The sequence below is a fragment of the Methylosinus sp. Sm6 genome (assembly GCF_019802345.1).
Classification (GTDB): Bacteria; Pseudomonadota; Alphaproteobacteria; order Rhizobiales; family Beijerinckiaceae; genus Methylosinus.
Genome location: NZ_JAINDZ010000039.1, coordinates 14,862 through 37,310, shown reverse-complemented (window position 1 = coordinate 37,310; position 22,449 = coordinate 14,862). Strand labels below are relative to the sequence as shown.

19 protein-coding genes are annotated in these 22,449 nt (G+C 60.1%); 2 read left to right on the top strand and 17 right to left on the bottom strand.

Annotated features, from left to right (window positions below; genetic code table 11):
• Nucleotides 1–392: 392 nt before the first annotated feature.
• Together K3F48_RS19890 and K3F48_RS19885 are read left to right on the top strand one after the other, a co-directional pair.
• On the top strand, nucleotides 393–1,664 hold the full coding sequence (locus tag K3F48_RS19890; protein WP_222577184.1) for a glycosyltransferase: 1,272 nt from the start codon (nucleotides 393–395) through the stop codon (nucleotides 1,662–1,664).
• Nucleotides 1,661–2,527, top strand: a complete 867-nt coding sequence (locus tag K3F48_RS19885; protein ID WP_222577183.1) for a glycosyltransferase family 2 protein — start codon at nucleotides 1,661–1,663, stop codon at nucleotides 2,525–2,527. Before K3F48_RS19890 ends, K3F48_RS19885 begins: the two co-directional genes overlap by 4 nt.
• Nucleotides 2,528–2,580: 53 nt before the next feature.
• Here K3F48_RS19885 and K3F48_RS19880 read toward each other — a convergent pair whose 3' ends face one another.
• The 17 genes from K3F48_RS19880 to K3F48_RS19800 all read right to left on the bottom strand — a co-directional run bounded on the left by K3F48_RS19880 (nucleotide 2,581) and on the right by K3F48_RS19800 (nucleotide 22,248).
• The gene (locus tag K3F48_RS19880; RefSeq protein ID WP_222577182.1) at nucleotides 2,581–3,369 is read right to left on the bottom strand and encodes an FkbM family methyltransferase; all 789 of its coding nucleotides are present in this window, start codon (nucleotides 3,367–3,369) and stop codon (nucleotides 2,581–2,583) included.
• 198 nt (nucleotides 3,370–3,567) lie between these two features.
• Nucleotides 3,568–4,539 (bottom strand): methyltransferase domain-containing protein, encoded by a 972-nt coding sequence (locus K3F48_RS19875; RefSeq protein WP_222577181.1) that lies wholly within the window; start codon nucleotides 4,537–4,539, stop codon nucleotides 3,568–3,570.
• Between the two features lie 135 nt (nucleotides 4,540–4,674).
• Complete coding sequence (locus K3F48_RS19870) at nucleotides 4,675–5,244, bottom strand: putative colanic acid biosynthesis acetyltransferase (protein WP_222577180.1); 570 nt, start codon at nucleotides 5,242–5,244, stop codon at nucleotides 4,675–4,677.
• Between the two features lie 13 nt (nucleotides 5,245–5,257).
• Complete coding sequence (locus K3F48_RS19865; protein WP_222577179.1) at nucleotides 5,258–6,064, bottom strand: glycosyltransferase family 2 protein; 807 nt, start codon at nucleotides 6,062–6,064, stop codon at nucleotides 5,258–5,260.
• Between the two features lie 220 nt (nucleotides 6,065–6,284).
• Nucleotides 6,285–7,193 carry a class I SAM-dependent methyltransferase gene (locus K3F48_RS19860; protein WP_222577178.1) on the bottom strand — a complete coding sequence of 303 codons (909 nt, stop codon included), beginning with the start codon at nucleotides 7,191–7,193 and terminating at the stop codon, nucleotides 6,285–6,287.
• 180 nt (nucleotides 7,194–7,373) lie between these two features.
• A complete protein-coding gene (locus K3F48_RS19855; RefSeq protein ID WP_222577177.1) occupies nucleotides 7,374–8,798 on the bottom strand; it encodes a hypothetical protein in 1,425 nt (474 codons plus the stop codon).
• A 5-nt stretch (nucleotides 8,799–8,803) separates the two neighbouring features.
• Nucleotides 8,804–9,838, bottom strand: coding sequence for a glycosyltransferase family 4 protein (locus K3F48_RS19850; protein ID WP_222577176.1), 1,035 nt, complete (start codon nucleotides 9,836–9,838; stop codon nucleotides 8,804–8,806).
• A gap of 151 nt (nucleotides 9,839–9,989) precedes the next feature.
• Nucleotides 9,990–11,216 (bottom strand): glycosyltransferase, encoded by a 1,227-nt coding sequence (locus tag K3F48_RS19845; protein ID WP_222577175.1) that lies wholly within the window; start codon nucleotides 11,214–11,216, stop codon nucleotides 9,990–9,992.
• On the bottom strand, nucleotides 11,213–12,034 hold the full coding sequence (locus K3F48_RS19840) for a class I SAM-dependent methyltransferase (protein WP_255609438.1): 822 nt from the start codon (nucleotides 12,032–12,034) through the stop codon (nucleotides 11,213–11,215). The genes K3F48_RS19845 and K3F48_RS19840 overlap by 4 nt, the downstream gene beginning before the upstream one ends.
• A gap of 47 nt (nucleotides 12,035–12,081) precedes the next feature.
• Complete coding sequence (locus K3F48_RS19835; protein WP_222577173.1) at nucleotides 12,082–12,924, bottom strand: hypothetical protein; 843 nt, start codon at nucleotides 12,922–12,924, stop codon at nucleotides 12,082–12,084.
• A gap of 168 nt (nucleotides 12,925–13,092) precedes the next feature.
• Nucleotides 13,093–14,052, bottom strand: coding sequence for a hypothetical protein (locus tag K3F48_RS19830; protein WP_222577172.1), 960 nt, complete (start codon nucleotides 14,050–14,052; stop codon nucleotides 13,093–13,095).
• 135 nt (nucleotides 14,053–14,187) lie between these two features.
• Nucleotides 14,188–14,985 carry an FkbM family methyltransferase gene (locus K3F48_RS19825; RefSeq protein ID WP_222577171.1) on the bottom strand — a complete coding sequence of 266 codons (798 nt, stop codon included), beginning with the start codon at nucleotides 14,983–14,985 and terminating at the stop codon, nucleotides 14,188–14,190.
• Entirely contained in the window at nucleotides 14,982–16,340 is a 1,359-nt protein-coding gene (locus tag K3F48_RS19820; protein WP_222577170.1) for a flippase, read from the bottom strand. The genes K3F48_RS19825 and K3F48_RS19820 overlap by 4 nt, the downstream gene beginning before the upstream one ends.
• Before the next feature lie 136 nt (nucleotides 16,341–16,476).
• Nucleotides 16,477–18,729 carry a WcaI family glycosyltransferase gene (locus K3F48_RS19815; RefSeq protein WP_222577169.1) on the bottom strand — a complete coding sequence of 751 codons (2,253 nt, stop codon included), beginning with the start codon at nucleotides 18,727–18,729 and terminating at the stop codon, nucleotides 16,477–16,479.
• Between the two features lie 265 nt (nucleotides 18,730–18,994).
• Nucleotides 18,995–20,446: an O-antigen ligase family protein gene (locus K3F48_RS19810; RefSeq protein ID WP_222577168.1), complete on the bottom strand. Its 1,452-nt coding sequence runs from the start codon at nucleotides 20,444–20,446 to the stop codon at nucleotides 18,995–18,997.
• A 14-nt stretch (nucleotides 20,447–20,460) separates the two neighbouring features.
• Complete coding sequence (locus K3F48_RS19805; protein WP_222577167.1) at nucleotides 20,461–20,979, bottom strand: hypothetical protein; 519 nt, start codon at nucleotides 20,977–20,979, stop codon at nucleotides 20,461–20,463.
• A gap of 57 nt (nucleotides 20,980–21,036) precedes the next feature.
• Entirely contained in the window at nucleotides 21,037–22,248 is a 1,212-nt protein-coding gene (locus tag K3F48_RS19800) for a lipopolysaccharide assembly protein LapB (RefSeq protein WP_222577166.1), read from the bottom strand.
• Between the last annotated feature and the right edge of the window lie 201 nt (nucleotides 22,249–22,449).

The following is a 22,449-nucleotide window of genomic DNA, read 5'->3' as shown; positions in this document are numbered from 1 at the left end:
CGACAAAATCTGCGAGAGCTTTCTCTTGCGGCTCATACGTTCGAATACGCGCTTGCCAACGACTCGGGCGAGGCTAAATTCCGAGACGAAACGCCGCGCATGGACCCGAGGGCGACCTGGGGCGGATCGTGCGGCCTCGATCGTGCATGAATTACTTTCGATCAACAGTATATTGTTCGACGTCGCATTCGACAGAATTTGACACCGGCGCCTCGGCGGATGGCCGGCGCGATCAGAAACGAGGAAACAGCGGTCCGGCGGGCATATGAGGACGTGGAGCAAAGGCGCAAGCCTGCGCTCTTCCTTCGAGTCGGCTTCGACATGCCAGCGACAAACGCAGATGGAAAAAGCGTAATGACGAGCGTCTTGCACCAAAACGATCGGATTGCGCCTTGAAAGTTCTCCACATCATTGCTTCCGTCGATCCTCGCCACGGAGGTCCGATCGCCGGTGTGACGTCGAGCGCGGAAGTCTGGTCCCGACACGGTCACGTGCGGCACATCCTCTCGCTCGACGCAGCCGATGCGCCGCACATCGCCGATTGTCCGGTTCTCGTTTTTCCCATCGGCTTCAAAGGACGCCTCTATGCGTTTGCGCGCCGAGCGCTTCCGTGGCTTCGCTACGGCTATTCTCCTCATCTCACGAGTTGGCTGAAGGCCCATGTGCATGAATACGACGCCGTGATCATCAATGGGCTTTGGAACTATGCCTCACTGGGCGGCTGGCGCGGGCTGCGGGGCCTCGACGTCCCCTATTTCGTCTTCACCCATGGCGCGCTCGACCCCTGGTTCAATCACGCCTATCCGATGAAGACCATCTTCAAGTCGATCTTCTGGAGATTATTCGAGCATCGCGTGCTGCGTGACGCCGCTGGCGTGTTTTTCACGTCAGAAGAAGAACGTCTCGTCTCGCGAACCTCTTTCGCTCCGTATCGCGCGAAGGAGATCGTCGTCGGCTATGGATCGCGCGACATCGTCGGCGACGGCGACGCGCAACGCGCCGCTTTCCTCGAACGCTATCCGGCGACGAAAAATCGCCGATTGATCCTTTTTCTCAGCCGAATTCACAAAAAAAAGGGCGTCGACCTCCTGCTCGACGCCTTTGCGCAGATCGCGGCAGATTTTCCCGATTTCGATCTCGTGATCGCCGGTCCGGATCAAGTCGGCTTGCAGGCGAGTCTCGAAGCGCGGGCGGACCGCCTCGCGATCGGCGATCGCGTGCTGTGGAGCGGAATGTTGTCGGGGGACCTCAAATGGGGCGCTTATCGCGCCGCGGACTTCTTCGTGCTCCCGTCGCACCAGGAGAATTTCGGCATTGTGGTCACCGATGCGATGGCGCTGTGCGTGCCCGTTCTGATCACGAACAAGGTGAACATCTGGCGCGAGATCGAAGCAGACGGCGCCGGAATCGTCGTCGACGATGAAGCGAATTCGATCGCCCAGGGCCTGCGCCGCCTTTGCGCGATATCGGCGGAAGATCGCGCGGCCATCGGTCGGAAGGCGAGAGCGAGCTTTCTCGCGCGCTTTGACCTCGAGGCGAACGCGATCGACTTGCTCGAGCAGATCCGCCGCTCGATCGGAAATGCCGACGCCTCTGTCTCTGAAGTGGCGCGAGCGCACGAACAACACGTTCCGGCGCAGGATTCGGTAAGGATTGCCACATGATTTCAGTGATCGTTCTGACCTATAATTCGGCGAAATCGATTTCGAGAACAATCCGAGCCGCGAAACTCGTATCGGACGATATCCACATCGTCGATTCGTACAGCAATGACGACACCGTCGCCATCTGCCGCGCGCTCGGCTGCCATGTCGTTCAACGCGCCTTCAAAAACTATGCCGACCAACGCAATTGGTCGATCGACAATTTGCCGCTCGCGCATCCATGGCAGCTGCATTTGGATGCGGATGAAGAGCTCGAAGCGGAGCTGGCGCGCGCCATAAACACGATCGATTTGTCGAGTTGCCCATATGACGGATTTATCATCGGACGAAAGATGGTCTTCATGGGACGCACGCTCAGGTTCGGCGTCCTGAACAAGACCTGGCATTTACGTCTGTTCGCGAACGGCAAAGCCAGATGCGAAAACAGGCTGTACGATCAGCACTTCATCAGCCCCGGCAAAATCGGACGAATCAATTGCTATGTGCTCGACCATCAGGACCAACCCCTATCCGAATGGACGATACGTCACAACAGATGGTCGGACCTCGAATTGAACGAACTTTTGCGAGGGGGACGCTTGGACCAGGACGTCGTTGCGCCATCGCTTATCGGCACGGTCATCGAGAGAAAACGCTACGCAAAATTGACCTATTATGCTTTGCCGTTGTTTTTCCGCGCCTTTGGATATTTCTTCTATAGATATGTCATGAGGGGCGGCTTTCTCGACGGAGCCGAAGGCCTCATATTTCATGTCCTGCAGGCATTTTGGTTCCGCTTCCTGGTCGACGCCAAAATCTACGAAGAGCGTCTGACGCAGGGCCACGGCAGCGCTGTGCTCTCGGATCGCGTCGAGGGGATTTGAGAGCGTGTCGCCTCGAAGGATGAGGGGCTCGAGCTTGCCTCGAAGCGCAGCAATCAACGGGAAATCACGCCATCCGCGTTTCGAACAGCAATTATGGCATGGTAGGATTCGTCTGCCGATTCCGGCCCGCGGGTGCGCGCATTATATATTTTGAAGCCGGCGCCGACGAGAATTCCTCGAAACTCGCGATAGGACTCGTTTGCAATTCCATCCGAGAAAACCACCCGCAGCGCGCCGCGCGCGAGCAGGCCGTTCGCCCCGCGCAAAACCTCCAGCTCGTGGCCCTCGACGTCGATCTTCAAAGCGATATTGCCGACGTCGCCGAGGCAATCGTCCAAGGTGACGGCCGCAATCCGAAGGCGCTTGCTCTCATCGGCGTCATTGAAATTGCTCTTCGTGACACCGAACACCCCGGACGTGGTCGATTCAAAAAAATCGAGCGTACCGTTGCGATCCGACAGCGCGAGGTTGTGTAGCTGGACATTGTTCAATTCCGAGCAATTTTCTCTCAGCCTTTGGAAGGTCCGCGGATGCGGCTCGAACGCCACGACCTTCAGACCATCGACGATCTGTCCAAGGCTCGCAATCTGCTTGGTCCAGGTTCCGATATTGGTGCCGGCATCGACGAATATCATTCCCGGAGAGAGCGCCGCAACAAACGAAATGAATTGTGGAACCTCGTCTCTGAAAAAAATATTCGAGTTGTTGGCAATAGACGCCCTGTAATACCCGACCTCGGACTGACAGTCGATTTTGAATGCCTGACCGAGCAGCGACACATTTTTTTCGCCGACCGGATACACGAGTTTCTGAATCCATCCTCTGAGCTTTGGATTGCGCATTATGATTCTATAAACGAGATAGTCAAAAAACTTGTTCCGTCCGTACATTGCGGCCTCGATCAGGTTCGGCTGAAGTCGCTGCAGCAGCCATTTTCAACATCGGTGTCCCTCAGGAAGCTTCCGACATGCCGCCGCCGGCGACGCGCGAAAAGGTGCGCTTTCGAATTGCCGTCTCGAATACAGTGCGCCGAAGCAAGCTCACATGTCGGAACGCTCGAGTGGCTTCTTCTTCAAGACGAAAACAATTCTGTTGGAAAACAGCTCGTCGTCATCAAATTGCGACGGTATCGCGGCGCGGCGGTCGCCGGTGAGATATTGCGCGCCCAGTCGACCATATAGGCAATGCTCTTCGACGATATCGAAATATTTCGAAAACGCCGCCCTGAAATCAGCGGCCGTCATCTCGTTCAAAAACGTATCCGCGCCTTTCGATTCCCCCGTCAAATGGCCCCAAGCCGGCCCTCGCTCTATATATCCCTGGTCGACCTGATGTGGATACCAGCCCAGCTCATGGCCTCCGGTTATGCCGGTGAATATCACCGGCGCGACAAAGGCAACCGAGTCGAGGTTCATATGGTTAAACATATGAGACAACACTCTATCGAGATCATTTCTCGGAATATGCTCCATGACGTCGAATGAATAGAGGAGATCGAAGACTCCGCCCGCTCTTTGCCAAACCTCATCATCCGCCAGATCGCCGACGAGGAGGCGCGAGAGCGAAGGGCGGAGCGTGGCGCCGCGAGACCGCAGAAACAGGTCCAACCATCTATATTGATGATGATCGAACGCGATATATCTGAAAACCGTCTTTGCGCATCTGTAGATACCGTTCTTTGTAAAAATCTGTTGCGCCTGCCGAATGATAGGCCTGTACATCGGCGCATCCAGATCTATTCCACTCGCATCATACCCCAGCGATTGCAACGCGAACAGCCTGAACGGCCGCTGCCCGAAGCCGAGCTCCAATATCCTGGATTCGTCTATGCGTTTGGTCGAGAACCTGCTCATGGCGGCGGTCATGAGATCGATTTCATTGCCTAGCTGGCCGAACGAATTTCGCGCTCCGTATCCCTTGATATAGAGCGACAGCAGACCGAGCACGTATCTGCCCCTCTCCGCCGGACCAAGTCCCCGCCGTTGCGAATTCGATCTCTTCTCGACACGCATCGATCGCGCTCTTTCGAAGGACAACTTTTTTTCAAACCGGCTTGCGCTCATTCCTCGCTCCAGCGGTCGAAACCCCTTTCGACGCGAGCCGGCGTCAGCGCCCGCCCTGCGTCAGCCCGGCCCTTGCTCACAACATCAGACGCGGCAACGAGGAGTCCGAGCTCTCTTTTCTCGAGCCGGATTTCCTGCATAGACTTTCCAGCGTTCCAAGTTCCGCATCGCGACCGCCCTGGCGCCGAGAACAGCGCCCTCTCCGATCGCGACGCCGGGTCCGACAAAGGCCTCCGCTGCGATCCATGCGTAGGGGCCGATGACGATCGGCTTTGCAACGAGCTGAAAATTCGGATCGTCGAGGTCGTGCGTGCCGGCGCAAAGATGCGCCCCCTGCGATATGATCGCGCCCTTCTCCACACGAATGCTCGCCATATTGTAGCATATGACGCGGGGGCCGAGCGAAGCGTTCTCGCCCATGATCAGATTCGGCGGATACCATATTTTGACGCTCCCTCGCACAGCCGAGCTCGCCGCGAGCTGCGCGCCGAAAAGCCTCAAGAGAAAGCAGCGCCAGCGGTTCATAAAAGGCGGCGTCCAAGCGGCCGTCGATAGCCAGGTGAGAGTCCAGACTGCGCGAAACATACGATTGGCCAGACCGAAGCTGGGCCCTCCTTCGCACGGCTTGTATTTGGCGGCGTCGAGCGGATTCATGAAGCGAGCTCTCTCATTTTTCTCCGCGAAGATAGATCGGCCCTTTCGCGAGGCGCTCGACAAAACCGCGCGGATTGCGCAAATGCTTCCAGAGCCGCAGCAGGATCGCGATCGCCACATCATAGGGACGCCAGTCGCGACCCATGAGCTTCTCGAAACGCTTGCGCGCAAACAACGCCATTTGATCGGACATCGCGCCGCTATTGGTGATGCTCACTTCGTGCAGGCGATAGGAGCTCAAGCAAGCGTCGATCACTTCGATCCTGGCGCCGCAGAGGAACAGATCGGCCATCAGCTCGCCATCCCAGGACCGTCTGTTCGCGACATTGAACCCTCCTGTCTTCAGAAAGACGTCGCGGCGAAAAAACGTCGAAGGTTGAATCTGAATAGCGGCGCCATAGGCAGAGGACAATCGCGTGAAGGGTTCGGACCAGCCTCTACGCAGCCGATTGTCGCGCCCGTCGGTCACCCAGCAGTGACCGCAGACGACATCCACCTCGGCGTGGCGCTCGAAGTGATCCGCGACTCGTCTCAACGCGCCGGGCTCGAACACATCGTCGGAATTCAAATAGCCGTAAATCTCTCCCGTCGCAGTGGCGAACCCTTTGTTCAGCCCGTCCGCCGGCCCGCGATCCGGCTCGAGGATCACGCGCGAAATCCGGTTCTGGTGACGAGCGATGATGTCACGGCTGCCGTCGGTCGAGCCCGGGTCGACCACGATATACTCGACCTCGACTCCCTCTTGCTCGAGCACGGAGAGAATGGCGCGCTCGAGGAAGGCTCCCTGATTATACGAGATGGTGACGATCGAGAATTTCATGCGCTCGCCCTCTTTCGTCCGAAGCGAATTCCGATCGCTCGAACGAGCGCGCTCGAGCGGAACGCGCTCTACCGACTCGGCGTTGGAAAAGCGAGCCCGAAGGCTCGCTCGAGGCCCCCTCCCCGGCCCTCCCCCGCTGCGCGGGAGAGGGAGCAGAGTCGGCGCGTCATCGAAATTCTCGACACATCGGCCGTCCCACTCCCGAAAAGGGACGGCCCCTTCAGCTCGCGTCGTTGCGCGACGTTCCTCGCGCCAGACGCCGTTCGGCAGCTCGCGACAATCTTGCGAGGCACAGCAAGGACAGAGCGGATTCGGGCGCATGAGGGTTCATGCCGGATAGGATCTGCGCGACCTGGAACTTCAACGCCGACGGTCCTTGCCGACCACTCAGCGCCGCGACGCCATTGCGATGGTTATGTGGAAAAATCTCGACATCGAAACCCAAGGGCCGCAGCGCGTCCGCGAACAGCTCATGCGTCACTCCATCGCCCGGATTATGGTGTAGTTCCGAAGCGAGAACCGCGGCCTGCTCTTCGCTGGTGGAATGAAAGCCTCTTTTCATCCAGTGATAGATCCAAAGCCGCGCGTTCCAAAGCCACAGGCCCAGACCTTTGAAATCCCATGCGCTCTTTTGCGGGTCCTGATCGGCCGCCAAGAGACCGCCCGGAGCGACGAGGCGTCCGGCCTCTTCGATCACGCGCGCCATGTGCTCGCAATGGTGGATCGTCGCGTTGAGAATGACGATATCGGCGACTCCGGACGCGAACGGCAGGTCATGAGCGTCGGCCAAGAGCACCTCGTAACCGGTTGTGCGCGCCTGCTCCAGAGCGCCCGCGGCGACGTCGACGCCGACCAGAACCTTGGGCCTTAGTCCAAGCGTCGAAAAAACGTTGCCGGGGCCGCATCCGATCTCGATGACAATCTTGTCGGTCACGTCTCCCAGAAGCGCTGTCCAACGCTCCCTGAACGACGCTTCACGATGGACGTAATCGAAATAGCTCTTCGTCCAATTCGGATTGCCGAAGTAGCGCCGGTGAGCTTCAATTCCTTCCGACGATTGCATTTTGGCGTCGACTGGAATCGCGCCTGACCAGTCGATCTCCGCATCGGACCTCAGCAGGAAGCGCAATTGGGACTCCAACTCGACCGAACTTTCGTGGCCGCGCACTCGACTGTTTGCTTGGCACATGCAAAGCACCCCTATTTGGCGGCGACCCGGAGACGCGATTTGCGGTCTCGTTTCTCACGACTGCCTTTCACCTGCGAGGCCAAGGGCTTTCCGCCCCTCGGCAGTTCCACCGCATCCCGGTCATGACCGGGATGCGGATTTGTCTGGTGCCTGCGCGCCTGTCGATGGCCGAAGACCTGCGCGACGGCTGCATTTCGGCGCTCTCGGCGCATAGGCGAAGCGTCGCGCCAGGCGCATGTTCGAAATCTTTCGCGTAGATGGCTGCGCCGCGGCTCGCGCGGCGTCAGCGCCGGAATACAAGGAGATGGTCGCCGCGATCATGATCAGCACGGCCGCGTCGGATACGCGCGACGAGTTCGCGAAAGGAGAGAACGGAATCGCCCAGGCGAAACCGAGCAGATTGTAATAGACGAATGTCGAGTATTTGGTGGACCGCGATTTGCCCGTGGCCGCGCCTTTGAACGCGACATATGCCGCAGCAAATATCAACGCCAGACAATAGGTCCAGAACACGCCGCCGAAAATTCCGGCGTCCACCCACGACCCGAGAATGTGAGAATGCGTCGGTATGGTGAAGTCATCGACGCGGTAGATGTCGTCGTAATTCGCATTGCCGGCGTCTTCCAAAGCGATATACAGTGATCTCACATATTTTTCGTCTTTTGCCCACGACCCGTGCCCGATGACGGGCGAGTCTCCTATCGCTTCGAGCGATGCCAGCGATTCCACCCGTCCCGCCTGCAACAGACCGAGGCTGCCGGACGTCTGCCGCTGATATTTCTCGAGGGCGGCTTCGCCGAGCAGATGATTGACGGCCGCATATTCGTAAATCCCCACGAGGCCCTTTCCCGAAAGAGCGGCGAAGGCCAACAGAATCACAAAGCGCGGCAATGTGATCCGTCGGCCGAGCGCTGGCCGCCGCGCGACGAATTGCGTGACCGCGCCGGCAGCCGCCGCCGCTACGGCAATTCCAAAAGCGCTCCTGCTGTTCATAGCCAGATTGACGACTCCGGCAATCAACAAGGGGAGATATTCCGCAGCCATGCCGATCATGCGATAGAGCAGATCGCTCACGCATAGCGCCGCCGCAGCGGCGCCGAAGAACGCTCCCACGCCGAACTTCCACATTCCGTCCGCGAAATCGCCGTCGGCCTGCGCCTGATTTGGAAAGAGGATCGACTGCAATAGAAAGGCGACGCCGAGTCCCAATGACAACAGCACCGCCGATCGCATCCTGAATCGTGTCGACAGCGCCAGCCCCATGAGGTCGATCATGAAAAAGATGATCTTCGCCCAACCGCGAGACCAATCCTCGAATGGCGTGTTCCTATACACATCTGTGAGGATTTGGCCGAGCAGCCACAAGCCGGCGAGAATGAAGGCCCATTTGAGCATCCGGTTCCGAAACATGCCGCCTATGCGCCGCCATCCGGCCGCGACCACGACCGCCAATATGATCTCACAGATGTACAAGTCTCCGATCAGCTTGACACTGATGCGGCTCGACGCCCCGATGAAAAAGATGAACAAATCCACGCGGGACATGCCGATCACCTCGCAGAGTCTGCGGCCTGCTCGAACAATGAGCGGTAGGCGCGCGCGACGGCGGCGGGACCGTATCTCGTCTCGAACCGCTCGATTGCGGCCTCCGCCAGCATGAGCCGATCGCGAGCGCCGCGCAAAGACCTCAGCGCGGCGCAAACCGCCTCCGGCGTCGTCGCCACATTGACGCCGGCGCGCCCGTTATCGAAGATTTCTCTCTGCACTTCCCAGTTCGGCGCGATCACCGCGCAGCCGTGGGACATGGCTTCGACGAAGACGAGGCCGAAGGTCTCGAAGCGGCACGGCATCACATAGACATGCGTCTTGTTCAGAATGTCGTCGAGAGATCGATCGTCGATCTCTCGATGAACACGCAGATCCATGTTCGCCGAACAATCGATCGGACCGTCGCCGAAGGTCGTGACGACGTCGAAGCGCATTGCCTCGCGCTCGACGTCGCTCATCATTCTCAAAGCGTCGAGAACAATGTCCAAGCCCTTGCGGCGCGCCTGCCGGCCGACGAAAGCGAGCCGCAACCGACCATCATCGGCGTGCTTTGCGCGAACATATTCGAGCGACGCCGCGGAAAGACCCGGACGAAACCATGGCGCCCGTACAAATTTATCGGCGAGCTCGGGGAATTTCTCGCGATGGCGGGCGACCTCGGCGTCCGACGTCATTTGCACCTTTGTCGCCGAGCGATAGCCATGGGCCTGCCTTTGATAGTCGGCCTCGATTTCTTTCTCGCCGGCGCCATTGGCTTTCATCATCGCCGGATCGGCAACGGAATGGAACCAGACGAAGGGGGTCGCCCGAAGCGGCGTCGGCAGCTCGGCGCGATGAGAATAGATGACGTCCACATCACGGCCGACACGCACCCTGCGCCGCGGCGGCGCGCCTTGCAAGGGAGCGGCTCCCCCTTTCAGCAGCCGACCGAGCTTGCTGGAAATGAAGCCGATATTTGCTCCGAGCACGTCGAACGGATCGAGCGGATATACAAAATCGACGCTCTCATATTCGGAGATATGGCGTAGCTCCCGCATATATCTCCAATCCGTGTTCGTTCGCGGGCGAATGAAATATGCGGGCGTGTCGATATGGACTCTCATTCCGGCCGCCTGCCTTCGATGGCGCTTCGTCGCATGTCGGCAGCTTCCTCCTCATTCGTCATCGCACAGAAGCTTCGGATCGCGTCTACGCCCGGCGCGAGGCGACGGCGAACTCGGCCGCGGACAGCAGGACCTCGGCGCAGCGACGCCGGCGAGCCTTTCCCAGTCGACGCAAGTCTTCGATCGGCATGCGCTCCGCAGGCGCGTCGAGCATCGACTCCATGCTTTGATGCAGAGCGTCGACGTCATTGGACGGAAAATAGGCCGTGACCCATTCCTCGATCTCGCGATTGACCGAAATGTCGGAGACGATCGTGCGCACGCCGAGGGAGATCGCATCATAGACGCTCAGCCCCCCGGGCGTGCCCTCGAATTCAGTGGGCTGGATGACGGCGAGGCAGTGCTTCATCAAGGCGATCTGGTCGAGCTTTGGAATGAATCCCAATATGCGGATCCGCCCCTCGAGCCGGCGCTCCTCGATGAATTGCAAAAGACGCGGAACATATAGCGGATCCCGATGCTCCTCGGCCTTGCCCGTGCAGACGAGCTGCACGTCCGAGTGATCGCGCGCGAGCTTTTCGAAAGCCGCAAATGCGACGTCATGACGTTTGCTCAGCCAGAATTGATTGCTGATCAGAAAATAGCGTTCGCCGACCCCATATCGGCGCGCGACATCGCGCTGGTCCGTCAGCCACTCCTCAGCGGGAGCGGCGGCGAAGGGCAAGGGAAACATCGTCGCGGTCAGGCCGGGATAGAATTTTCGCGCGTCCGCGGCGGCGTTGCGCGACAGCATCACGACGGCGCGCGGCTCGGTGAGCATGCGGGCGAGGAACCGGTCACGCTTGTCGCGAAATGCGGGCGCATAATTTTGCGGAAAATATCGGTATTGAAAATCATCGATGAAGCCGGCCCATGGGATGGAAAAATTGGCGCCGAGCGGAAATCCCGCCGGCAGCACGGCGTCGAGACGCTCTTTGCGGGCGAGCGCCGCGAGCGCGCCGCGCCAATCATCTATGTGATGAAATCGCGCGCCGATTTGTCCCTCGCCCAGAGACGCTTTCACCAATTCGGATGAAATCCCGCCGGGCTTCGGCGAGACGTCGCCCAGAAGCGCGCCCCGGACGACGGCTCTGACGCGCCACGCGAATGTTCTGGCGCGCAGCACGGGGCCGCGATCTGGAATGATGACGTGCAGGTCCAAGCGCCGATCGTCGAGACCGCCGAGCGATTCGATGACCAGCCGGGCGAAATCGAGCCCACCGCCCCAGCCGGTGTAGCCGCCGCAGAGAATGCCGAGCTTCATCGATGTCATGCCGGCTCACCTCGGAGCCGCTTGACGCCGATGAAGCTATAGAGCCGGCCCGGCGTCCGGTCCAACCATCCATAGAGCTCGAGAGCCAGATGCGGAATGGCGGCGGGAAATGGCCACGCCAATTTTCGTGCGACATGTCGTTTGAGATCGGCAATGGCGGCGGGATAGAGATTGATATCCGACTCCTTGGGGTTGAGCGTTCTCACCACGTCGATCTCCCCGCCGCGGATCGCATTCAGATATTGCGCCAGCAGATAGGCGTTTTCGCCGTGGTGCAGCCGATGCAATGGATGACTGTCCAGAAAGGCGTCCAAATCCGCCTCCTTCGAAATGACATGCTCACGCGCCGCAATGAACATCCCGCCGGGACACAAGACGCGCCCCGCTTCTCTGCACATCTGAAACAGGTCGCGGGAGTGATGCAGCACCGCGCGGCAATAGACCAAATCGAAAGCCTCGCTCGCAAACGGCAGCGACTCGCCGCAAGTTTCGACGACCTCGATGTGGACCTTGCCGGTCCGCGCGAGCTCATGAATTGCGCCGGCTCCGATGATCTCGCTTCGGTCCGGCTCCAGGGCCGTGACATCCCAGCCATTCCGGGCGAAACAATAAGAGACGATCCCTCGCCCTGCGCCGATATCGAGGACCTTTCCGCGCCGTTTCGGCAAAAATGCCTGTAGCGCCGCCCACTCGCCGCCAGAATGGAAGCGCTCGGCGGCGTCGATCAGCGGGTCGTCGAATCCGCAGGCTTCGACCAGCTGGCGTAGATGAGGCTGATTGCGCAGGTATATGACCGCCTGTTCCGCGGTCATCGACATTGGCGACATCTGCGGATTCCGTTGGTTGTCGACACAAAAATCCGAACTCAATGACGCGCACGCGCATTGAGATAATCGCGTAAGAACTTCAGTGTCGGCGGATGCCCCGCAGCAACTCGTATCAACTCGAATCGCGCAGGTTGGTAAATATCCGAGATCGAATACCCAGAAAACCCAGAGGCCTTGTCTTTTCTGACAAAAAATGCATTGGCCCCTGAAGCGTTGCAGCAAACAAGAACGTAGTCGGAAAGCAGCTCGCAAAATGCGCTCAACGACGCCCCGTGATAATCATCGCCAGCCCATTGGACACCCTCGCTGTAGGCGATCGAGATAGCGACAGGCGGCGGAAATTTAGCATTATACTCGACGCAGACAACCTCTGGATTTGATATTTTCATGATCTCGCCGAGAACATAGAGATCATTTCCATCGATGTCCAACGAGAGAAATCCGAGCGACTCGGAGCCGATGAATTTCATGCAATCATCGATCAAAGCCCCTATATTATCTCTATTCACGAACGCATTTATTATATTGAGACTGTCGAATTGAAGCCGTCCCAACTGTCTTTTGATTTGCGCGATGTTTGCGGCAGAACCGTCGATCCAACACCCATCATAGCCGAGAAGAGCCAGAAAATGCGTGTTGTTTTCGACGCCAGTTCCACAACCGATCTCGATGAACGTACGGCTGTGATTTGGAATTCGGCCGAGAATGTTCTGAATGATCCCGTCCTCGTCGACCTGAGAATATACCTTGTAACCGAACACGCACGGATTGTCCGGCATGCTTTCAGCGATCTGACGTCTTATGGAAAAGAGGCGCTCACGCTCATCGCCAAACTCGGCTTGTCGCCGCGAAATATCGCTGGGATAGCGCAACTTGTTCACGACAGTCTCCCACAAGAAGCCCGTCGGCCTTACTCTCCAATCGATGCGCGCTGACATTTCGATCTCTCTATTAGAAAATACAATATCAACAAAACCACATTCACACCTTACGTCCTGTAGCCTTGTTTTTTATTACATACACATCATAATTAATAATATTACTGTGTATTATTCATGACAAGATTCGACATCGACACGCGAATGCTGAAAAAATCCCAAGCTTGCGGCCGTCTTTAAGTAAATTTTCGTTTTATGCGCAAAACTGACGTTAAATATATTTCTGTGCATATATCGATCGAGACGCGGATCTACCTCACATGCCGATGGATGAGTTACAGGAAAGTGTAGTTCACTCGCTCCATACTTGCGGACATACCAGGGCGCCTTGCCCGCGTGCGTGGCGCCGATGTCGAAGCCGATATTGGATACGATCGAGTTTCGAGGCACAATCGTCTTGAAGTTGCATTCAAAATTCTTGAATAGCCATTGGTAGTCCCAGGTCACCTTGTTGTGGCTGCGGTACATGCGCTCGAAAACGTCTCTCCAATGATTTTCAAAAAACCTGTCTCCCCTCGACAAATTGGCCAGTCCTGCGGCTCGGTCCCAGTTCGGCCACGTCCGCATTTCATAGTCGTAGTGCCTCCAGGCTCGCTTCCAGCTCGCCCATCCCCAAATCAAGGGGAAGGCAGAAAATTTGTAGCTGAATCCCTCGAACAGACGAGACGGGGCAAAGCAGCTGCCCGCGATCATCGATATTTGCTCATTATCTTTATATTTGTCGAGCATGGCGTCGCAGAACGCAAAAAAGCTCCGCGTCGGCAAGATGTCGTCCTCGAGGATAATTCCCGCGTCCTCATTGGCGAAAAACCAGGATATAGCTTCGGAAGCCCCTCGCCCGCACCCGAGGTTGTCTTCCCGAAACAATGTCTCGATTCGACATGGCCAATCGACGAAGGAGATCAGATCCCGTACTTGGCCACAGAGCGCATCATCGTCCGGCGCATGGGGGCGTGGGCCGTCCACGGCGACATAGAGTCGCTTCGGAGCGGCGAGGCGGATTTTTTCCAGCACCATTCTGGTTTTAGAAGGTCGATTGAACGCAATTAACAAGACCGGATGACGTGTCATGTCGACCCTTTCCGCGTGACAACGGCGAGAGGTGCGGCGGCCGCGCGCAAAGCGCGTCCTATGCGCTGCTCCAGCGTGTTTTGATTTGGAACAAATTCTGATCGATCGAACGATTCCGTTCGATCGGAAAGCGCTCTAATCAGCCTTCACGAAAGCAATATTCTGATACGCGAATATCTCGGCGAAAAGCGGACGGTAGGGCGTCAGCGGAAGCAGCCTTCCCTGCGGCAATATCCGGAAGGGCTCATATCCGGGGAGCATATTCGTGATATCGCGAAGAAAGCAATGAGAGATAATATTCATCTCATTAAATTCCATAATGATATACTGCGGACAATGGCGCCGGATCGTCTCGCCCAAGCCGACCAGAACGTCCCTCTCGAACCCTTCCACGTCTATCTTTATGATTTGCACTCGCCTGTCTTGGTTCAAAATGATCGAATCGAGCTTCTTCACGGGAACGTCGATTGCTGTCGCAACGCCTTTGTGCAGGTCTTCGATGGCTTCTCGATAGAAGGACGCATGACCGGAACCGTCCCGAGCTTCGTAATCGAACAAACGGTGGGCGCGATCCTCGGGCCCGGCGCCGACGTTCAGCAATTCGATGCGCTCCGAGTTCGAGAACCTCTCGGCCAGCCTGGAAAATGTCTTTGGATGCGGCTCGACGCACAGGACGTGAATATATCTCGACGACGTCAAGACGACATCCGCGAAATCTCCCTCATTGGCGCCGACGTCGAGGACGATCGAGCGGCCATCGTCCAGCTCGGGCAGGACGCGAGCGACAAAGGCGTCTTCTCCGCTCGCCTCCGGCGTCTCATAATTGAGTATCCCCAGGCCCTTGGCGGCGAGCACGAACAAGAACCGGTTGAATTTTGCGAAAATCGGGCGAGCAAATATTTTCACATATGCATGTGAGACGATGTTTCTCATGAGACCTCTCGTGTCATGACGGCCTCACGCTTCGGCGCGAAGGACAAGCGTCGCCGCGGTCGTGAAAATCCAAATTGCATGATGAAAATGTTCGGCGCGAACACGAGGTTGAGAAAGATCGCAGCACAAGCTTGCGACAATATGTAGGACACGGCCGCTCCTCGCAGGCCCATGATCGGCAGGAGGACGACATTGGCGCAAATGGAAACACAGGCCCCGATCAGCACGCGCCAGACGGCGAGGCGCCCCTCTCTTTCGTTCACCACCCAGAGCCCTTGCGCAACTCCCTGGAAGACGAAGAAATTGCCGAAAGCGTGAATGGCGAGCAGCTGGTCCGCGCCTTTGTATTGCTCGCCGAACAAGAGGCCGACGATCAAAGGCGCCGCGGCCGCCGTGACGATCGACGACAAGAGGCCAAAGCTCCCGAACACACGGAAGACCAGCGTGAGCGAGTCATAATAGGCGGCCTCGCTCTCGTTTTTTTTCCGGGCGATGAAGGGGGCGAGGCTCACGGCGAGCGTCGTCGGGATCACCGTCCAGACCGTCGATAGAGGGACCACCGCCGCATAGACGCCCGACGCCTCATAGCCGAGGAGATGGACGACCATCAGCTGGTCTATCCTCATATAGACGACGATGGCGACGGCGCCGAGCATATAGGGAAAGGATTCGCGGACCTGCTTCTCGGCGCGCTCCAAGGTCGCCTTCAACGGCTGCCCGGCGGGAAAAAGGCGGTAGGCCACACAGAGGCCGACAGCGGCGATGAGACCGTCCATCGTCTGGACCAGCGCGAAAACTAACAGCGGGGCCGCCTGAATGATCGCCATCACCTTGAATGCGCTCGCGCAGAGATAGGCGACGAGCTTCGGAACAATGGTCCGCCGGCTCTGGCTCCGACTCTGGAACCATAAATCCACGGTGTCGAAGGCTTGAAATATCAGTCCTCCGGCGGCGAGGGCGCAGAGCATGACCTCGCGGCTGCCGGGGCCGCGCCACAGCGCCAGGCCGCCGACCGCGAGCCCGAAGCAGGCGACGCCGGCGGCGAGGCGAACCGCGAAAGTGGCGCCGAGAATTGCGCCGGCTTCGGTTCGATCCACCGCCAGATCGCGGACGACGACGGCGTCGAGCCCCAAAGGCGCGGCGCTCTGAAACAGCGCGAGAAAGGCAAGAACGAAATAGAGCTCGCCATATCGCTCCGGTCCCAGATAGCGGGCCGTCCACACTCCGACGGCGAGAGCCAGCCCCATGCGCGCGAAGCGGTCGAACAGCAGCCAGGCGCTGTTGGACGCGACCGCGCGAAATGCCTGGCTGGCCGCGAGGCTGGAAAAAAGCGCGCTCGAAGACTTGATCGTCACGTGCGAAGCATCCCCCCGACGACGGCTGCGCGAGCGCTCGGAGCGGCGGCGTCCGTCGTCGGGGAAGCCGCCGCAACGCGGCGCCGCGACCGCCGCTCGCCGAACGAAGTCGCGCCGGACCAGATGTCGGCGCTCGTCACTGTCCCACCGCCGAAATCATGCGATCGGCGACGTCCGCTGCGATCTCCGCCGCCAGAATGGAGCCGAGCATTCGGTTTCCCTCCACATTCGGATGCAAGCCGTCGCGATAATGGCTCTCGTTCCATTCGATCTTTGCAGCGACGTCGACGATCCTCAGCCCGTTGCGTCTCGCCATGGTCTCGATCAGCGCGCGCTCGGGCAGCCATTCTTCGCCGCGCCTCGCCATGCGCAGCTGTTCCTGAGACGGGTACAGCCAAATGAAGCCGGGACGATCGCTGCGCGTGCTCGCCGCGAGATCATGCAGCATGCGATCGAAATCGGCCGCATGGGCATTCTCCGCGTTGCCCCGCGGCGGCAATTCGCTGGCGAGCGTTCCCGGAACGAGCCACGGAATTGCATAGCGACGCAGCGCATACCAGGCGGCCGAGACCGGCCTTTGCGTCGGAAAGACATATTCGCCTCGCCAGGCCGAAGCGGACGAGAGCCCTCCCGCCATATATTCCCAGGCGACATAGCCCGCCGCGCGGACGATCTCTGGGCGCCGATCGAGATAGGCGACCTCATTGGGCTGATTCCAGCCGCCCACGGCGATCGGCCACACCGTCGATCGCGCGCCGAGTCGACTCTGGATCTGCGCGACCAGCTTTTCGGGCTGCTTGTAAGGATTTCCGCCCATGACGATCGAATTGCCGATCAGCAGCGCATCGATCGCGCCGCCTGGCTTCCAATCCTGCGCGAGCGGCATGCTCTCGTTGTTGAAATACCAGTCGTTGGCGTTCATGAAGCGGCCGGACTGCCCGGCTTCGGGGAGATATTCCGTCCCCGGCTCGCGTCGGTAGACCGGGACATCGACAAAGCCCAGCGCCCTCGCCGTGAGTTCCGCGGCGACCAGGACCGCGAGAAGGCCAAAGCCAATCGAATATCCGGGGCGCTTCGACACGAACGCTCGCGATCGCGAGCCTGCGCCTGCCGACCCCGCCTCGCGGCGACGGACGCCCTCGCGCTCCACCAGCAGCTGCTCGAAAGCCGGCAGCAGCCGCGCGGCGCTGAAGGATTCGGCCAAGGCCAGCCCGCGCGCGACTTTGTCGGACGAGTCGCGGGATCTCGCCGTCAGGATCGATGTGGCCAGCGCCTCGTCGTCGCCCGGCGCCGACAGCAGCGCGATATCCGCGAGAAGATCGGCGATTTCCGTTCCTGGCTTCGCCGTGGCGGCGATCGGCCGACCGCTCGCGAGCATGCCGCCGAGCTTCGACGGCAGGACGAGATCCGCCGCGCCGACATGCTGCGGCAGCACGTGAAGATCCGCCATCGCCAGCAATTCGTTCACTCTCACTGCCGACTGCAGCGGCAGGAAGGCGACATTGGCGGCGTCGCGGTATGTCTGCAGGAGCCCCTCGAGAGCAGGGCCTTCGCCGGCGACAACGAAGCGAATGGAGCGTTGGTCGGCGAGACGGCGCGCCGCCTCGAACACCACATCGAGCGCCTGCTTGGCGCCGATATGGCCTGCATAGAGGACGACGAAATCATCCTCCGCAAAACCCAATTGCAGGCGAAACGCATTCGACGCGCTTTTCGGTTGCGGCCGGATGGCGTCGAGGTCGACCCAGTTCCGGAGAACGACCACCTTCGCAGGCTCGAGCCCTTTGGCGGAAAGCGCCCGCCTCATTTTGTCTGAAATCGTCACGATGCAATCGAACCCGCCGAGAAGACGCCGTTCGAGGAAATTCGCCGCCTTCCGGACCGAGGCGCCGCGCAACCGCCCGAGCTCGAAAGCGGCGTCGACTTCGAGGTCCTGCACATGCAGCACGCTGCGCGCTCCGACGAGCTTGGCGGCGAGCAGGGCCGCGGGCGCGGAGAACAGGGTCGGCTCCACGCACAGCACGACATCCGGCCGGCGCCGCAGAATGCGCCAGGCGACGATCGGAGCGGCGGCCACCGCGAAACTGAGCGGCGCCAGCAGGCGCCACACACCAGCCGCTCCCGCTTTCGTGGCCATCGGGCAGCGGATCAGACGTATGGAGCCGAGCGTCTCTTGCCGATAGGCCGAGCCGCGATAGGGAGCACGCACGATCCATCCTGGATAATGCGGCGGCGCGGTGACGACTTCGACTTCATGTCCCCGCGCCGCGAGATATTGCGCGAGCTCGGTCGTGCATTTCGCGCACCCGATGAGCTCCGGCGCGAAATTAATGGCGTGAACGAGGATCTTTTGCGTGAGCCGATCCGCGCTTCGCGACCTATCGTCCAAAAGAGGCCTCGCTTTCCGCAACGCTGCAAATCGGAGGACGTTCGGCCATGCAGCCGCCGTTCGTCCGTGCGATGAAACGACTGTTTCGATGGTCTGCCGAGCGGAACAGAATCGGTTCTCGCGGCTGGCTGGAGCTTCGGAAGAGACGGTTAGTCGAAAACGCTCTAGTGAACTGCTTCATCGAATTTGATGGGCTTCGAGAGCGAGCCTGAAGGCTCGCGGTCCATGGGCCGCGCTTGGACCGCGAGCCTTCAGGCTCGCAATGTCACGACCCGCTTCGGCGCGGCGCGCTCATGCGCCATCGCAGAGCCGGCGACGGCGCGTGAACGCCGCCAGAAGCATCGGTGAAAGCTCGGCGGCGGCTCTGTTCGGATCGCTTGTCCGCGCCGCCGCGGCCAGCTTCGCGACGCTCGGTTCTGGGAATGGCGCACAAGACGGCGCCACAGAATGCAAATACCGCGGCGACTCCCGATGTGCGCAACGGATAATCCCAGAGCGAGTGAACGAACAGCAATATCGCGACGAGGAGCGCAGCCGATCGTTCGGTCGCGACGGTCGCGTCGCCTTCGCGAAGGCAACGCCAGGCCGAGAGCCCCGCAAAGACGATCGCGCCGATGATGACGACGAGGCCGACGAGACCGAGCTCGACCACGAGCTCGAGCACATCATTATGCGCATGATTGACGAACGCCGGGACGATGCCCGCGGCGCCCTCGAACACGGGATACACCCGATCGAAAGCGCCGAGACCGGAACCGAACGGGAAAAACGCCTCGGCGGCCGAAAACGACGCTTTCGCGACCGACCAGCGCGCATCGGCCGCAATCTTCTCCTCGCTGAGACGAGCGAGAATGCCGGACAATCCGAACGAGGTCGCAAGACCGCCGGCGCCGGCCAGGAAGCCGCCGGCGATGAGATAGTCGGCGACCCGCAGCTGCTTCAACAGGCCCATTCGCCCCCGCATCAGCAGAGCGGCGGCCCCAACTGTCGCGATAAAGCCCATCAGCAGCGCGGAACGTGACGCTGTCATCATGAGTCCGAGCCAGGCCGTCAGCAAATAGCCGAGCAACAGCGCGACGCCATGGTTCCCGTGTCGAATAAACCGATCCGAGGCGAACGCCGCGATCGGGATCGTCGCGTAGAGAAACGCCGCCGTGTGATTCCGATTGGCGAAAAACCCGACCCCGACATCGCGAAACGTCAGCGCATAGAAACGCAAGGCGCTGTCTTGACCCTGTACCAGCTGCATGATCTCGAGGACGACGGTCGCGACGCCGAACGCCAGAATGAGCAAGGCGAGACGTCGACGCTCGCGGCGCCCACACATCCGCACGCCGAGAAAGATCGTGACAGGCGGTATGAGCGCGAATGCGGACCGTGTCGTCGCCCAGCGGCTGACGGAGATGCTCGACCATGGAACGTCGAGCCCCGCGCTGTGATATGTCGCGGCGATCGTCGCGTGCCCCGGCAGCGCTGTCCAAACCGCAGGAGGAAGCGGGATCGTTTGAATGATCGGAACCGCCGCCAGGATCGCCGAGCCGAAAAGGACCCAGGCGAAAGAGCCTCCACACGATCGATATTCGAGAATGATGCAGCCGAGCAGCGGGAGACAAAGGAGCTGAACACTGTCGTCCGATAGCGCGCCTTTTTGGGTCGCTCCCCCCAGCAGAAGCGACGCGGCGATAGCGAGGCCGCTGGCAATTTCGATCCGTCTCACGCCGACCCTCTCGATCACGGACTGAGAGTCAGCGGCAAATTATCGTTGGGATTATTGTTGCTGCTGTTCACGCTGGAAATGCCGACGCCCAATCCCACGCCCAGGGCGCCGAGAGCGCCGCCGGCCAGGAGCAGCCCCTGCGCGTCGAGGCCCCCACCCTGCTCCGCCTGACCGACAGCCGACGGGCTCGCGGATACGCGAGCAATGCAGACAGCGCCGTCCTTCTCGCCGATCGTGATCATCACGCCGTCGCTCACGCGCGCCACGATCGCGCCGCCCATCACGACATTTGCGAATCCGTCCCGGGCGATGACGTGGTCGCCAGCCGCCAGCCGCATGCCTTCGGACGCTTGCGTGAACGACCCGCCGCGGGAGACCAGCACGGCGCCCTTCACCGCTTTCAACCACGCTGGACCCGCGGCGCAGACCTTGCCGGGCCCCTTCGATTCGACGCGCTGGTCGCGCTCTTCGGCGGACGCGGATGCGAGCGCCAGAGCGTTCAAGACGACGATCGCCGCGACTGTCTTTCTCATGGGAGACGTCCCTTCAAAGATGAAAGCGCAGAACAGATTGCTCGAAACACGACGAGCCTATAGCCGATCGGCTTCACTGTCGAGGCGCTCGATCTGCAGAGCCTTGTAGCGCGCTTCGCCGCTGACCTGCGTTTCGAGAACGGCGCGCGCCGGGATTTCGAGCACGAGCCATTGCGCCGGGCAGTCGGTGGGGGCGACCACGAATGTCGAACGAAATGGCGTCCATGGCGTCGTTCCGACGAGCAGATCGGTCGCGCCCAGCGTCGCTTTCGTCTGGTGACAATAGAGCCTCCAGCGAAGGCCCCGCTCGCTCTCGACATGATCCAATTTCGCAGATCCGGAAAAGGCGTAGGTTCCCGCCGGAAGCGCCAAGAGATGCATCACATGCGCGAAAAGCACGCGCGTTCCGAAAAACCGCACTCTGAGCGCGCTCGCGTTTCCGTCCGGAACAACGTCGATCTTGGCGCCGCGAGCCGGAAGGAAGCGCCAATCGAACGCGAGATTCGAGACCGCGTGCCGGAAGCGGCCGTTGTACAGATAGCCGAGCTCCTTCCACCTGCTCTGCGGCACTTGCGCGAGCCAGAAGAAATAGGCCTCGTCCACTCGTCCATCCCGAACGAGCCGATCGAGAAACGCGCGCCTTTCCTCTAGGGATGGCGGCGCGCCCGATGCGCTCAATTGCTGGAACAGCGCTATCAGGACGTCTGTTTTCTCGAGCGTCTCGCACAAATGCACGAACATTCGGACGCGCCAGGGAGGTTGCGTGGCCAGTGAACGTCCGAGCTCCGCCGCGGCCTCGACATTCGTGCGGATCAACACATTCGCGGATTGGTAGAGGGACGCGCGATGCGGGCGGCCTCGCAGCAGAATGTCCAGCTCGCGGATGGCGGTCCGATGATCGCGGGCCTCGGCCGATCGCAGGAACAATTCGCCATGTGCGATGAGATCGAGCGGCGCATGCTCCGCCGCTGTTCGGAAGATGTCGTCCGCGCGCGCCGTGTCGCCGGCGCGCGACAGCGCCACGCCGTACAAGGAGAGCCCCTCGAAGGCGAGAGGATCGACCGAGAGGAGCCGCGCCGCGCTCTCGATCGGATCGCCGCTTTCTCCGGCCTCACCGAGCTCCATTCGCACGAGGGTCGAGAGCGCGCGTGGATCGTCCGCGACCCAAGAGAGAGCAGCTGGCGGATCGTCGAAAAGGAAATCCGCGGCCGCGTGGCGCACCATCCGCCAGCCCAGCGCCAGCAGAACCGCAATCACGCCGAGTCTCACGCTCGAATCGGCGCCCGCGAGCCGATTCCGCATCATCCTTTCGGACGTCCCGCAATCAGCGAGTCGACTTGCGTCTGCTCGCAATCGTCCCAATGAGACGGCGCGAAGCGGCCGCGATCCATCGTATCGAACGAACGGAAGGTCGCCGTCGGGCCGACGCCTAGGCGCGATGTGAACGATCCGGCAGGAACGCCGTCCGGC